The sequence below is a fragment of the Emticicia sp. SJ17W-69 genome (assembly GCF_051209875.1).
Lineage (GTDB): Bacteria > Bacteroidota > Bacteroidia > Cytophagales > Spirosomataceae > Emticicia.
This window is the reverse complement of sequence record NZ_JBNTQY010000002.1, coordinates 37,996-50,608: the sequence shown is the minus strand read 5'-3', so window position 1 is coordinate 50,608 and position 12,613 is coordinate 37,996. Positions and strand designations below refer to the sequence as shown.

Genomic DNA, 12,613 nt, shown 5'->3' with positions numbered 1-12,613 from the left:
ATTAAATGTGGTGTCTTAAAGGCATTATATATGATAAAATTAAGTTGATTAAAATTTATAGAGATAGCCAAAATTGGTAAACTCAAAGGTGTATTTATTTATAAGATTATAATAAGGAAAAAATAAATATTAATCTCACAAAAGGATACTCAAGTATCACAAAACGACCTTTATCATGGAATTTAATTTCAAAACCTAATTATTAATAGGAATTATGACTAAGATATTAATACATCTATTTTTATCAAATATCTATTTTTGTGCATTTGCAGATATAACTATTACTGTAAAAGTGAAAAATGCCAGTCCAAATACATCAATTTCAATCATAAGCGAATACTATGACTTAGACAAACGGCCTCTTGAAGTAAGTTCCTTAGATAAACAAGGTATTGGAATACTTAAAACTACAGTTAAGAATAAACGTTTGTTAATAGTTGATATAGGATTCAAAGTAGTTCCCATACTGGTAAATCCTGGCAATAATTATATTATAACATACGATAATAAAGAACGAATTAAAATAAACTTTGATGGTGATAATTCAAAAATGAACACTTTTCTTCATGAATGTGAAAATTTTATTACTAACTTTCAATACAATGGTAAACCATATATTGATTGGGAACCATTAATTGAGTTCCCGCAAGGAATGGATAGTTTAGAAAACTTAATTTCTAAAAATATTTCTGTTTTTTTAGAAAATAATACAATCAATCAAAATGACTCCAAGCTCTTATCTGAATTTTTTTCCAAGTTTTGCTTTGACTAATAATTTTTCTAAAAACCATTCTTTCAATTTAAACTACAGCCGACGTATAAACAGGCCGAGTTACCAAGATTTGAATCCGTTTGAATACAGAATTGATGAGCTTACTTACTACAAAGGAAATGCATTTATTAAACCACGTTATACTGATAGACTTAAAATAACAAACACTTTCAAATCGGTGCTAACTACATCATTATCATATTATTATACTTCGGATGATTACAATAATATTTCAAGGGTTGATGGCAACAAAATATACAATACGCTTGAAAATTTTTCAAATTCTAAGGGTGTGAGTTTAAATATTTCGTTAGATACTTCAATAGTAAAATGGTGGGAAATCAACTATAATTTCTTTGCCCAAAAAAGCTCAATTTTTGGTAAATTTAAGGGTGAAGGAGACTATAATGTAGCTAATCAAAATTTCGGTTTTAATGGTTCCAACAATTTTAAATTGAATAAATCAACAACTTTTGAAATATCGGGCTATTACCGCTCCCGATTGGATTTATGTAAACAAAGCCCAAGGGCAAGTGGATATTGGACTAAAAAAGAAATTATTTAAAGACAAAGCCGATATAAAATTTAACATAAACGATATTTTTAACAATGTAGGTTATAGTGCGTTATTTGTTCATAACAACATTTATCAAAATATTATTGGCGTTTACGAAGCCCGAAGATATGGCATCAATTTTAACTATCGCTTTGGAAGCAACGAAATAAAAAGTGCTCGTGAGCATAAAGGTAGTGCCGAAGATGAATCAGATAGAATTAAGAAATGATAGCTTTGAAAATGGTACCTTGCGAACAAGACTTAGCCTAAAAGAGTAAAATATTTTTTATAGAATTAACAATAAAGAATTTTTGCATGTGTAAACAAAAATAAAAAATATGACGAAAATTATACCTTTTTACTTGTTTGAATCATAGAAATCGCACGGTTCTGAGTTTTTTCGGATGTCTATCCTATATTCTTTTTCTGCTAAGTCTATCATCATATCGAAGATAATAGCTTTTTTATCTGATATTTTGATTTGTTGTTCTAAAAAAGTCTTTTGCTTCTCTAAAAGTTTCACCTTAGCTTCCAACTCCATAATCTGTTGTTCGGGTGTCTTAGGCATATGAGAGGGCGTTTTATTTTCCCAGTCAAATGTACCAAATTTTCTAAGCCAACCTACTATCGTTGACCTTGATTGAACCCCATATTGGCGTTGTGCTGCTGTGGTCGATAGTTTGCATTGGTCTTATACTGCAGGTATGGTCAATATAACCATTCCTACGAATACACCTGCTGGTACTAATTATTTGATTAGAGTGGCTTCATCGAACCCTGTTTTAGCAGGAAACCCAACGATGAATCTACTGACTATCAATCCTTTGAGTCGCAATTTAGTGAGTCCGACTAATAATTTGACTGGAACAAACACTAAAAAAGCAGTCAATAGCATCAATGCAGGTAACAAGGTTATTTCGCCTGCCAATGTAACTTATCAAGCTGGTAAACGTATTTTACTTACACCGGGCTTTGAAACTAATACTGGAACGGTGTTTAAAGCTCAGATTCAGGGATGTAGTAATTGAAGCACGGAAAACTACAAAAAGCCCTTCATTTCGATAAGATTTGTAGGGCTTTTTTATATAAAATATGTAATTTAGCTTAATGAAAACTTGCGGTGCTTGTTACAATTAGGCGAAAAATATGCGTTTGAAAAATTGAAAATTCAGTGGTTTTTGCTCGCCGACCGAGCTTTTGAATAAAAAACTGTCAAACTATTTTAGTTATATACGTTATTCATCCTCCTCCGAAAAATACTCCGCTGTGGTTTCACACGTAGGACAACGCCATAACTCCGGAAGGTCTTGAAATGCAGTTCCGGGAGGAATTTCGTTGTCTGGATCACCTTTTGCAGGGTCGTAAACATAGCCGCAAGAGTAAGTTTCACATCTGTATTTTTTCATCGCTAAATAATTTAATTGCCAGATGTAAAGTGCATATATATTTACATCCTTATTTTTTTAAACGCACATGCTCGTTTCATTTAGATTCAAAAAAAGAATAAATTAAAGCGTTACAATATTAATAATTTTCTTTTTTAATTGCAAAATATGGTTAAATCTTTTTTTGAGGTGCTGGTTAGGAATTGTTAGCTTTGTAAATGGAAAACAAAGATATTCAAACATCGGTCTTATTACCAGAGATACTTCGGATTTTAGTACTAGAGGAATATTTGGAAAATTTTGAATTATTTGAAGTACGGAATCTATCTAATTGTTGGGAGATAGAACTTTATGAAAAGTTTTCAAATGTACCTAAATCCCTATTAGAAAAAGAGGTTTTTCTTACAAATAGGCGAAAAACGGCGTTAGTGAGTTTTTTTTGTTTTTGGTCAAAAAATAAGGCTGGGAGTTATCAAAAAGGGTATTTAAAAATCAAAGACATCATTTGTTGATAATAAACGTTTTAAAATTTCAAATTTTCTTATCAAAAAGGATTCCCTTTTTGATAATACTTTTTATGAACAATACCAACAAATTACTCCGAGTAGCTCTCTACGCCCGAGTTTCGACTCTTGACAAAGGTCAAGACCCAGAAACACAATTAATTCAATTAAGGGCGTATGCCCAAAAACGTAATTTTGAAATTTCAGGAGAATTCATAGATTATGCTTCGGGTTAAACCATTTTCTGTTTCTCCTTATCCTGATAAGCACTAATCGGTACTTTTCTATGCCTGAGATATTTATAAAGTGTCATCTTGGAAACACCAATCTCAGTAGCAATTTGATTGACTCCCATTTTACCTTCTTTGTAATAACTTTCAGCCAAAATCGCTTTTTGTTCTGCCTCTTTGGTCATCCCTTGGCGGCGACCTCCCTTTCTGCCTCTGGCACGAGCAGCTTCCAAACCTGCCTTTGTCCGTTCTCTAATGAGGTCTCTCTCAAATTCGGCAAAACAAGCCGAGATATTAAAAAATAATCGACCTTGCGGAGTAGTAGTATCAATGGCATCATTGATACTTTGGATTCCCACTTTCTTTTCATTCAGTTGGGCAACTACTTCCAACAAATGTTTTAGAGAACGACCCAAGCGGTCAAGTTTATAAACTACAACAATGTCATCTTTACGAATTTGGCTCAAAAGTTTCGTTAGTTCTACTCTATCCGTCTTTGCTCCAGAAGCTGTTTCTTTGAAAATTATTTCACAACCTGCTTTTGATAGCAAATCAGTTTGCATTTCTAAACTTTGGTCTTTGGTACTTACTCGGGCATAGCCTATTTTCATGTGAAGTTAATTTGTATATAGTTATTCATCTAAAATAAAAAAATAATTATACTTAGATTAATATACAATAAATATATACTTTTTATTCGCTCTGGAGGCTGAGAATTACTGAAAGTTTGGTTTTTAGGCTTAGGTCAAAATTAGTCTAATCAAACGGGCGTTTGTTTAGACTTTTAGGGTTTAATCCAAATACGTGAATGATCAAGCGAAAGCTCCAAAAATGACCATTCGATACCTCAAATTTTCTGTTTCTAAATTGTGCTTAATAGTATCATTATAGGTTTCTAAAACTATCACTTTTACTATAATACACTATTTTTTTTCTATTTTAGTATCATCTAATATCTAAGTTACATAAATAATTGTCAAAATTAGTGATACATGGTTGTAATTGACCACAAACCAAAATCAACTCTTCAAATCTATACACTCACAAAAAAGTTCTAATTATCAAAATAGGGTAAAAAACAAATAATTGAAACCTCAAATTGGAGAACTACATGATTGCTTTGAGATTAAAACAGATTATTTACTTGCCTTCAACATTACCCATTTCCCTATTTCGATGCCTGATTTAAAACCTTCATCACACGCTGAACGGAAGTGTATCCCGCCATATACACGACTGATGGATGCCTGATTTCCTGCTTCGTAAAAGGATTGGAATTGTCCAACGCCATGCCCAAATTTTGCTTCAGTAGAATCTGTAAAAGCAATGTTATCTCCAAAAAGTTGCGTTAATACTTCAGTTGATGCTCCAGATATTGTACTATGACCACCAGGGTATTCGGGAAAAGGTGGCGTCTGTAAAAATGGATTCCACTTTGTATCCACACTTGCGTTAATAACTGTTTCGGGGCGAATTTTATGATAACGATATTTACCTTCCCAACAAACAATAAAAGCATCTCGAAGGGCAATGGAAACAAGCAAGTATGCTTGTGCAGACTTCATCAAATCAACTTTTTTGTCTTGACACACCGTTTTTACAATAGCAAGCCAATGTCCACCAGGAGTCATTTTTTTATCGGCAAACATCATGTGCCCTTGCACATTCATTACAAAAGCATTATCATCCCAAAACCATGCAATCCGTTTTTGTTCCTCAGTTAAATTCTTTCCCATCTCATAGACCTCCATAACTTCTTTCATAAAAGCACTATTTTTTGCCAAATCATATTTAAAAGGTGGTGGAGGCATGAATTGAGTTGACGAATCGATGACCATTGGCCGAATTACACCCCAATTTGGTTCAACAGCGTCGGCATAAGGAGGAGGTGTTGGCTGCCAAGTACCAGGCTTATTTTGTAACGTATATCGTAAGCCTCGTGTTTGCGGATATTTGTCATTTTTAGCATAATCTAAAACAACTTTACCAATTGATTGTCCATATGCAACAGAACGTTCTATTACTTCACTTGGTACACCCGCATCTTTGAATTTTTTATCTAAAGACTTTTCAAAATCATCATACTTCTCAATCGAAAAGGTTAGTCCACGAGCAACTGTCATAAATGCTTTTACTCCCGCTAATGGAAAACAATATTCTTTATCTATTTGAGGTTTGGGTACAGCAGCAAAGTCTTGTATTTTTCCTGCCATTGATGGGTATTTTTTATCACCTGACACCATTGCTTCATACCCTGCCAAAGTTGCATATGAGTAAATTCGACTTGCTACGGGTGGTGTAAAAATATCATGAATGATTACATCCGTTAATTGATTAACACATTTATGATATATATCAGGGTTATAAATATCGTGGTTATACTCTTTCGAAGTTTTTTTGATGCAACTATTTGTTAATAAGACAATTAATGATAAAAGAATGGTTTTTTTCAGTAGTTTCATCTTTATATAAAAGGTTAAAAATCAGTGTTTCAAAAATAAGTTAAACAGTTTTTAAGTTTTTGACAGAAATTATTGCCATTTTTATGTTATTTTTTCAATACAATATCAATGTTTTCATTAAATTTATTGATATAATCCAAAGGGTCATAACTTTCGTTAGAGGTAACTAAAACAATTGCATCATTTGAAAGCTTCTCTAATCTATGCCAATCTTCAGGCTCTAGGATTAATACTTTGTTTGAACGGTTCAAACTAAAAACTTTTTTAATATCTGCGTTTTCAATATATACATGACACGTTCCATGTACACATATCAGTGCATGCCAAGCTTTTGAATATCGGTGTAATCTATGTTCTTTTCCATCAGCATTGGTTATGTAAAAGATACGTTTAAGAGAACCAGGTAGGATATTTTCAAAAACAGTTAAATCACCTTTTTCGCTTGAGTGTACAGGTAAGGTAAACATTTTAGCCATATATAATAAATAGGTGTAATTTTACGAATAGTGGTTAAATATTATTCAAAGCATCTGATTTGATTAATTAAAGTTTTCATGATTTTAACTGCCAGTTATTGTTCTTCTGATTTAATTTCTTCGAGATATTGAATTTTTAAATGCTCATAAAACGACTGTGTATCAACCAATTTGGCAATAATATTTGCAATCAAACCTGCCAACATCAAGTAAAAAATTACATGGTGCGAATTTGTCATTTCTAAAACCAGTATAGCTGAAGTAAATGGGCTTCGTGTAATCCCTGTTAGAAACGCCACCATGCCGCAAAGGGTTATTAAATTAGAATTGGAAGCAGACAAATCAAACCAACCAGAAACTACTGACCCAATACTTGCCCCAGCACTCAACGAAGGAGCGAAAATTCCACCTCCAGCCCCATTTGTAAATGAAACTACTGGCCCAAGAAAACGAATGATTGGCATATACCATTCAATATGCTTATGGCCAGAAAATAATGTTTCTATCATAATTTCTTTCCCCGAACCAAATGAATGCACACTTACAAAAACACCAAATGAGGCCATAAGCAAACCAGCAATAAGACTATATGAAACCTTTTGAGCATTTGTTTTTAATGATTTTTTTCTTTTTAAAATATATAAAATGAGTTTTCCCATCGAACTGGCTGCATAACCCGCAATTAATGCAACCAATACAACTGGGAAAATAATCCAAAGCGATACTCCCTTTACTTGCGGATAACCCAAATATAAATATGGCCCCAAAATATTGAGAGCCGTTAGACCTGCGATAATTACACCCGTTATTAGTGCTGATTTAAAATAGTTGAAATGTGTTGTAGTAAGCTCCTCGATTGCAAAAACGATTCCGCCTAAAGGTGTATTAAATGCCGCTGCTAATCCTGCCGCAGCACCTGTAATGAGCATATTTTTTTTTGAGATTTTTGGATACCATTCTGGTAATAAATCATTGATTTTTTTAAAAATTGACCCAGATATTTGAATTGTTGGCCCTTCTCTACCTATCGCTCCACCCGCAAGAACAAGCACCAAGCTTGACAGTATCTTTATAAATATTATCCTAAAACTTAGGAGTTTATCTATTAAATAATGTTTTTTAGGATTTGCCAACTCTATACTGGCAGTCACTTGTGGAATGCCACTTCCTCTTGCATATGGTGCGTATTTATAGACTATCCACCATGAGAAAACAAAGAGAATAGGCGTAATTATAAAAAACAACCATTTATTTAATTGAAATACATAAAGTGTTCCTTGTTCTGCCCAATAAAATAATTTGGCATATAAAACAGCAACAAAGCCTGTGATAATTGCCCCCAACCAAAAAGGTAAGGCATTCAGTAAACTATTCTTGAGATTATTGTCCTTAATTGAGTCTAACTTTATTTTTAGGAAAACTCTCAATTTGATATAAAGAGGATAGCATAAATTTGTTAGTTTCTGTAAAAAAACTTTATTGTTTTTTTGTAATTGTTGTTGGCTTTTATCTTCCATCCTTTCAAATTCTATTCATTCTGTTATTTAAACCAAAGCTTAAAATTACGCTCTAAATCAAGATATTGGACAAAAGCCTATACCTTATGAATATATGATGTAATTTATACACCTCCATAAATTCTTCTAACTACCTTTTCAATTGTCAAACCTTGTACAAAAATTGAGAACATAACTACAATGTATGTGATTAAAACAAACATATTTTTTTGCTCAAAACTATTAGATAAGGACAGAGCCATAGCAATCGAAAGGCCACCACGAAGCCCGCCCCAAGTCATAAGTAAGATAGTCTTTTTATTAATATCCAGCCATCTTTTTGAAATAGTGTAAGGAATAATGAGCGATAAATATCTTGCAAAAATGAGGAGTGGTAGTGCAATCAAGCCTATAAACAAATGAGTAAGATTGAATTCGATTGAAAGGAATTTCAAACCAATCAAAACAAACAAAATGGCGTTCATTAAGACATCTATCAAGTGCCAAAATTTATCTATATAAAGGCGGGTTCTATCACTCATAGCTTCAAGTTTTGATTTGTGACCAGTCATTAATCCAGCTACAACCATTGCCAATGGTCCTGATGTGTGCAAACTTTGGGCGAGCCAAGTTCCACCCATAACAGCCGCCAAAGTAATAATTATCTCGGTTTCGTAGTCATCTATCGAACGTAATAACAAGAAGATTATATATCCTAAAAACAAACCTAAAACAACTCCACCAACAGCTTCTTGCAAGAATAATTTTAGTATATCCCATACACTTACCTCCGAAACACCCTTATTAATAATTGAGAGAAAAGTAATAAAAATTACCACTCCAATTCCATCATTGAATAATGATTCGCCTACAATATTGATTTCTGCTTTTTTAGGGGCATTGGCTTTTGTAAGAATGCCAAGAACTGCAATCGGGTCAGTGGGTGAAATCAGAGCTCCGAAAAGCAAACAGTATAAAAAGTTAATTTGTAAGCCAAATAATGTGCAAATACCCAACAAAATGCCTGCTACTACAAAAGTTGATACCAAGACACTCACAAAAGCAAATATAATTACCGACCTTTTGTTATCTCTAAGGGCATCGTAATCGGTATGTAATGCACCAGCAAAAAGTAAGAAACTCAATAATATTTCGAGAACGATTTTACTAAAATCTAATCCATCGACTACTGTTTTAATTGGAGATAAAGACGCTGGGTTGTACTGATTATAGATTAAAACAATGATGGACAGGACTGTACCTAATAGCATCAATCCGATAGTTATAGGCAAATGAAGAAATCGTTTATTGATATAAGCAAAAGAAGCTGAAAGAACAACCAATGTTGTTATAATTTGGTAAATAGTCATTTTAATTTACGTTTTTATAAAGGCGATTATTTTTTAAATGGCATCATGTTGAGGAAAAGGAATTTTTATTTTTTTTGCACGAAAACGTTCATATATACTAAATCTTAGGTCGCTTCTAATATTTTCTACCCTAAATAAATCTTTGGTCCAGAAAAATATTGAGAAAAAAAGAGCTGAATCACCAAAATCTGTAAATCTTACAAATGGCTTAGGATTATCTAATACAGCTTCGTTTTGATTAACTAAATCAAGTAAAATCTTTTTTATTTGATTAATATCTGTATCATAATCAATATTTGCTTTTACTTCAAATCTCGAAATATCGCTGTTATGTGTCCAATTCTGAATCTGGTTAGAAGTTAATATTGAATTTGGTAATATGATGTATTTATCATCACGAGTGATGGCCGAGGTTGTACGTAATGTGATTTCCTGTATTTTACAAACAACATCATTTACTTCAATCACATCTCCAACTTTAATCGAGGCATCAATTAAAAGTATAATTCCTGAAACAAAATCTTTGAAAAGTGTTTGCAGCCCAATACCCAGACCTACTAATAATGCTGCTGAACCAGCTAAGATCACTGAAATATCAAAGCCTAAAACTTGAAAGCTATTAGCAATTGCTAAAGTTAATATGGTATATTTGAATAGATTGAAGAGCGAATATTTTTTTCCTTCTTCAATTTTGTTTGTCCTATAAATTGCTCTTTTTATAAAGAATATAAGGATTATCGCAATGAAACTTGTCATTAAAAGTCCAACCAGTGATGAGAATCGGATTTCGATATTGCCAATCTTTATAATTGTGTAATTTAATATCTCTTGAATATTCATATTTTACGCATTTTAATTAATACTTTTTACTCTATTTCTTTTGGCTTTTCTCGCCATCTTAGGATAGACAAAAAGTTAAATAAAATTGATAATCTCCTTAAAATCAGGCTTTTTGATAATGTAATCAGCCACTTTATCTAAGGCAACATCGGTTGAACAAAACGAAATTCCAACGCTTGCTTTGTCTGTCAAACAAATATCATTTTCACCATCTCCAATCATCATTGTATTTGCGAGTGATATTTCGTAATGCTTACAAATGTAGGTTAGAGCATGGCTTTTGCAGTAGTCATGCGTACATATACTATTTGTGTGTGGAAAGAAAAATGAAGGAATTTTTACTTCTCCTGTTGCATGGCTTTTTGAAAATTCGAGTTCATTTGCTAAACTAAAATCAGCATTCAATTTGTTTTTGAGATGGTTTGTTATAAAATCATAACTATCCGAAATAATACCCACAATGTAGCCTTGCTCTTTTAAACGTATCACTAATTCTTTTGAATTGGGTGTACTTGGAATCGAATCTGCCACATCAAGTAACTCTTTGAGTGATTTTCCCCTTAAAAGTTTTGCAATATGTTTGGTTCGCACCATCGGATTATTCTGTACTCTTCCTATTTCTTTCAATTCTTTCGTGAAACCAAATACTTGTGCGGATGTCTGAATAAAGCTCCCTCGTGTAAGTGTGTTATCCATATCAAGAATAGCAATTTTCTTCTTCTCACGTAAATTTTCGCTTAGAGCAAAATCCATTTGTTCTCTAATGACTTGTATATGTTCATACATTTTGAGGTCTTGTGTGCCTTTACCCTTTGATTTTGCAAGAATAACAGAAGCCACTTGCCTTGACATTTTGCCTAATGCCTCAATACTTTGCATACTATTTTCGATATGACCAATATTGACTTCTCTAATTTTGGCACCTTGCTGATACATATCGAGTAAAATACCTATATCTACGCCATAGCCGTCCTCAAAATCTATCTCCAAAAAATGACTTCTTTTTCCTGCTATCATACCACTTAATGGCTGATGGAAGTTAGGAAATTTTGGATAAAGTATTGATAGTAATGGTTTTGCTACGAGTTCGGTAACTCGGCCTGCCTGACGAGTAAAATACGATTTTACAAAATCAGCTTCTTGATTTATGATAGGATTACACAATAAATCTACCACATCATCAGGATAGGTCAGAATATCTGCATCCAGAAAAGCAAGTATATCGTTTTGAGCCACTAACACCCCGTCCTTCATTGATGCTCCTTTGCCGAGTTTGGTGCTTGTAATTACTTTTGCTCCGTGTTTTTGGGCAATTTCAATAGTTTTATCTGCGGATTTATCATCCACTACAATTATTTCACTGACATTGGTCGATTTTTTTACGACCTCAATTACAAAACCAATAGTGGCTTCTTCATTTAGGGCGGGTATTATTACTGTTATCATGAGTTGAGAAGTTAGTAAGTATAGAAGGCACTATTGCCAATACAAAACATTATGATTTGAGTATTTAAAAATAGAAAACTTAAAATATATCGTTATCTCAATTCCTAATTTATGAAGGCTTTGGCAATGAAGAAATATGTATCCATACCTCAAAAGTTTTTTACCTTGATGATATTTTCTACTTAAAGAACTATTACTGTGGCTTAATATTTAAGACTGGGCAAGGAGCATTATTCACAATGCGTTGGGCAAATGAACCCAAAAAATACCGTTTCCAATCCGTATCAATGTTGGCATTGATAACCAGCAAATCTGGCTTTGTGGCATAAGTATAATCTAAAATAAAATTTGCAATGTTTTCGCAGTACTGATTACGGTTTTTCACTTCAATGCCATCTTCGTGCATTTTGAGTGAGAGTTGATTTACCTTATCTGAAATAAAATCAAAACTATCAAAATCATTAAAATGGGCTACACCGAGTAATAAAACTTTTGAGCGATTAGCTTTCAAAATATTAATGATTGAAAGGTATTTTTCATCAACACCTTTTACGTTTCTGACGGGAAACAACACAGTTGAAAAATCTGTTGATGTAGAGTTAGCAGGAATTGTTAGCACAGGACAATGAGAGTTTTTGACTGTAGAGTAGGCATTGCTTCCAATAAAAAACTCTCTCATGTTCGAGGTTCCATGTGTTCCCATCACAATAAGGTCTATCTGAAGTTCTTTTGCAAGTTGGTCAATAGATTCGGCTACGTTACCAATTTTTGTATGACTCTCTACCTTAAGATGATTGGTAGCTGCTAACGAAATAGCTAAGTTTTTAAGCTTTTTGCTATTCATTTTTTCGACTTCTTCATAACCATCATATACAACTCCTAATGACACATCCCCAACGACAGGTAAATACTCTGGAATAACTGCATGAAAAATATGCAGTTTTGCCTGCTGACGTTTGGCAATAGCAACGGCAAAACGCATAGCATTGTTTGCTATATCGGAAAAATCGGTAGGAAATAAAATATTTTTTATACGACCAATCATAATTTGTAAATAATGGTGAAGGTAAATGCTTA

General features: G+C 33.0%; 16 protein-coding genes. 6 read left to right on the top strand and 10 right to left on the bottom strand.

What is annotated here, in order from left to right; translation table 11 throughout:
* The first annotated feature begins 214 nt into the window (after window positions 1-214).
* The 3 genes from ACQUQZ_RS24100 to ACQUQZ_RS24090 are packed head-to-tail and all read left to right on the top strand — an operon-like array spanning window position 215 to window position 1,557.
* Window positions 215-772, top strand: coding sequence for a hypothetical protein (locus ACQUQZ_RS24100; protein ID WP_435357739.1), 558 nt, complete (start codon window positions 215-217; stop codon window positions 770-772).
* A complete protein-coding gene (locus tag ACQUQZ_RS24095; protein WP_435357738.1) occupies window positions 723-1,337 on the top strand; it encodes an outer membrane beta-barrel protein in 615 nt (204 codons plus the stop codon). Before ACQUQZ_RS24100 ends, ACQUQZ_RS24095 begins: the two co-directional genes overlap by 50 nt.
* A complete protein-coding gene (locus ACQUQZ_RS24090) occupies window positions 1,246-1,557 on the top strand; it encodes an outer membrane beta-barrel protein (protein WP_435357737.1) in 312 nt (103 codons plus the stop codon). The genes ACQUQZ_RS24095 and ACQUQZ_RS24090 overlap by 92 nt, the downstream gene beginning before the upstream one ends.
* A 129-nt stretch (window positions 1,558-1,686) precedes the next feature.
* On the opposite strand, the gene ACQUQZ_RS24085 is transcribed toward ACQUQZ_RS24090, so the two are convergent.
* The gene (locus ACQUQZ_RS24085; RefSeq protein WP_435357736.1) at window positions 1,687-1,896 is read right to left on the bottom strand and encodes a hypothetical protein; all 210 of its coding nucleotides are present in this window, start codon (window positions 1,894-1,896) and stop codon (window positions 1,687-1,689) included.
* Window positions 1,897-2,032: 136 nt separating this feature from the next.
* Here ACQUQZ_RS24085 and ACQUQZ_RS24080 point away from each other — a divergent pair, with 136 nt between their 5' ends.
* Window positions 2,033-2,356: a 3-coathanger stack domain-containing protein gene (locus tag ACQUQZ_RS24080; protein ID WP_435357735.1), complete on the top strand. Its 324-nt coding sequence runs from the start codon at window positions 2,033-2,035 to the stop codon at window positions 2,354-2,356.
* Between the two features lie 207 nt (window positions 2,357-2,563).
* On the opposite strand, the gene ACQUQZ_RS24075 is transcribed toward ACQUQZ_RS24080, so the two are convergent.
* Window positions 2,564-2,734, bottom strand: coding sequence for a rubredoxin (locus ACQUQZ_RS24075; RefSeq protein WP_435357734.1), 171 nt, complete (start codon window positions 2,732-2,734; stop codon window positions 2,564-2,566).
* A 197-nt stretch (window positions 2,735-2,931) separates the two neighbouring features.
* Between ACQUQZ_RS24075 and ACQUQZ_RS24070 the strand changes: the two genes are divergently transcribed.
* The gene (locus ACQUQZ_RS24070; RefSeq protein ID WP_435357733.1) at window positions 2,932-3,225 is read left to right on the top strand and encodes a hypothetical protein; all 294 of its coding nucleotides are present in this window, start codon (window positions 2,932-2,934) and stop codon (window positions 3,223-3,225) included.
* 65 nt (window positions 3,226-3,290) lie between these two features.
* On the top strand, window positions 3,291-3,452 hold the full coding sequence (locus ACQUQZ_RS24065; protein ID WP_435357732.1) for a recombinase family protein: 162 nt from the start codon (window positions 3,291-3,293) through the stop codon (window positions 3,450-3,452).
* On the opposite strand, the gene ACQUQZ_RS24060 is transcribed toward ACQUQZ_RS24065, so the two are convergent.
* The 8 genes from ACQUQZ_RS24060 to ACQUQZ_RS24025 form a co-directional block, all read right to left on the bottom strand.
* A complete protein-coding gene (locus ACQUQZ_RS24060; RefSeq protein ID WP_435357731.1) occupies window positions 3,449-4,057 on the bottom strand; it encodes a recombinase family protein in 609 nt (202 codons plus the stop codon). The two genes, ACQUQZ_RS24065 and ACQUQZ_RS24060, sit on opposite strands and share 4 nt — an antisense overlap.
* Before the next feature lie 525 nt (window positions 4,058-4,582).
* Window positions 4,583-5,908 carry a vanadium-dependent haloperoxidase gene (locus ACQUQZ_RS24055; RefSeq protein WP_435357730.1) on the bottom strand — a complete coding sequence of 442 codons (1,326 nt, stop codon included), beginning with the start codon at window positions 5,906-5,908 and terminating at the stop codon, window positions 4,583-4,585.
* 86 nt (window positions 5,909-5,994) lie between these two features.
* The gene (locus tag ACQUQZ_RS24050) at window positions 5,995-6,375 is read right to left on the bottom strand and encodes a sugar 3,4-ketoisomerase (protein WP_435357729.1); all 381 of its coding nucleotides are present in this window, start codon (window positions 6,373-6,375) and stop codon (window positions 5,995-5,997) included.
* Window positions 6,376-6,479: 104 nt separating this feature from the next.
* Window positions 6,480-7,901 (bottom strand): chloride channel protein, encoded by a 1,422-nt coding sequence (locus tag ACQUQZ_RS24045; RefSeq protein WP_435357728.1) that lies wholly within the window; start codon window positions 7,899-7,901, stop codon window positions 6,480-6,482.
* Between the two features lie 104 nt (window positions 7,902-8,005).
* Window positions 8,006-9,250 carry a cation:proton antiporter gene (locus tag ACQUQZ_RS24040; protein ID WP_435357727.1) on the bottom strand — a complete coding sequence of 415 codons (1,245 nt, stop codon included), beginning with the start codon at window positions 9,248-9,250 and terminating at the stop codon, window positions 8,006-8,008.
* Between the two features lie 33 nt (window positions 9,251-9,283).
* Window positions 9,284-10,090 carry a mechanosensitive ion channel family protein gene (locus ACQUQZ_RS24035; protein ID WP_435357726.1) on the bottom strand — a complete coding sequence of 269 codons (807 nt, stop codon included), beginning with the start codon at window positions 10,088-10,090 and terminating at the stop codon, window positions 9,284-9,286.
* A 75-nt stretch (window positions 10,091-10,165) separates the two neighbouring features.
* Window positions 10,166-11,536 (bottom strand): HAD-IB family phosphatase, encoded by a 1,371-nt coding sequence (locus ACQUQZ_RS24030; protein WP_435357725.1) that lies wholly within the window; start codon window positions 11,534-11,536, stop codon window positions 10,166-10,168.
* Between the two features lie 193 nt (window positions 11,537-11,729).
* Complete coding sequence (locus ACQUQZ_RS24025) at window positions 11,730-12,581, bottom strand: universal stress protein (protein WP_435357724.1); 852 nt, start codon at window positions 12,579-12,581, stop codon at window positions 11,730-11,732.
* Window positions 12,582-12,613: the final 32 nt, after the last annotated feature.

What these genes read in the sequence shown, in the direction of transcription:
- ACQUQZ_RS24055 (WP_435357730.1), bottom strand. Translation starts at nt 5,908, where the DNA reads ATGAAACTACTGAAAAAAACCATTCTTTTATCATTAATTGTCTTATTA.
- ACQUQZ_RS24070 (WP_435357733.1), top strand. Translation starts at nt 2,932, where the DNA reads ATGGAAAACAAAGATATTCAAACATCGGTCTTATTACCAGAGATACTT.
- ACQUQZ_RS24040 (WP_435357727.1), bottom strand. Translation starts at nt 9,250, where the DNA reads ATGACTATTTACCAAATTATAACAACATTGGTTGTTCTTTCAGCTTCT.
- ACQUQZ_RS24085 (WP_435357736.1), bottom strand. Translation starts at nt 1,896, where the DNA reads ATGCCTAAGACACCCGAACAACAGATTATGGAGTTGGAAGCTAAGGTG.
- ACQUQZ_RS24080 (WP_435357735.1), top strand. Translation starts at nt 2,033, where the DNA reads ATGGTCAATATAACCATTCCTACGAATACACCTGCTGGTACTAATTAT.
- ACQUQZ_RS24100 (WP_435357739.1), top strand. Translation starts at nt 215, where the DNA reads ATGACTAAGATATTAATACATCTATTTTTATCAAATATCTATTTTTGT.
- ACQUQZ_RS24025 (WP_435357724.1), bottom strand. Translation starts at nt 12,581, where the DNA reads ATGATTGGTCGTATAAAAAATATTTTATTTCCTACCGATTTTTCCGAT.
- ACQUQZ_RS24045 (WP_435357728.1), bottom strand. Translation starts at nt 7,901, where the DNA reads ATGGAAGATAAAAGCCAACAACAATTACAAAAAAACAATAAAGTTTTT.
- ACQUQZ_RS24065 (WP_435357732.1), top strand. Translation starts at nt 3,291, where the DNA reads ATGAACAATACCAACAAATTACTCCGAGTAGCTCTCTACGCCCGAGTT.
- ACQUQZ_RS24060 (WP_435357731.1), bottom strand. Translation starts at nt 4,057, where the DNA reads ATGAAAATAGGCTATGCCCGAGTAAGTACCAAAGACCAAAGTTTAGAA.
- ACQUQZ_RS24030 (WP_435357725.1), bottom strand. Translation starts at nt 11,536, where the DNA reads ATGATAACAGTAATAATACCCGCCCTAAATGAAGAAGCCACTATTGGT.
- ACQUQZ_RS24095 (WP_435357738.1), top strand. Translation starts at nt 723, where the DNA reads ATGACTCCAAGCTCTTATCTGAATTTTTTTCCAAGTTTTGCTTTGACT.
- ACQUQZ_RS24075 (WP_435357734.1), bottom strand. Translation starts at nt 2,734, where the DNA reads ATGAAAAAATACAGATGTGAAACTTACTCTTGCGGCTATGTTTACGAC.
- ACQUQZ_RS24050 (WP_435357729.1), bottom strand. Translation starts at nt 6,375, where the DNA reads ATGTTTACCTTACCTGTACACTCAAGCGAAAAAGGTGATTTAACTGTT.
- ACQUQZ_RS24035 (WP_435357726.1), bottom strand. Translation starts at nt 10,090, where the DNA reads ATGAATATTCAAGAGATATTAAATTACACAATTATAAAGATTGGCAAT.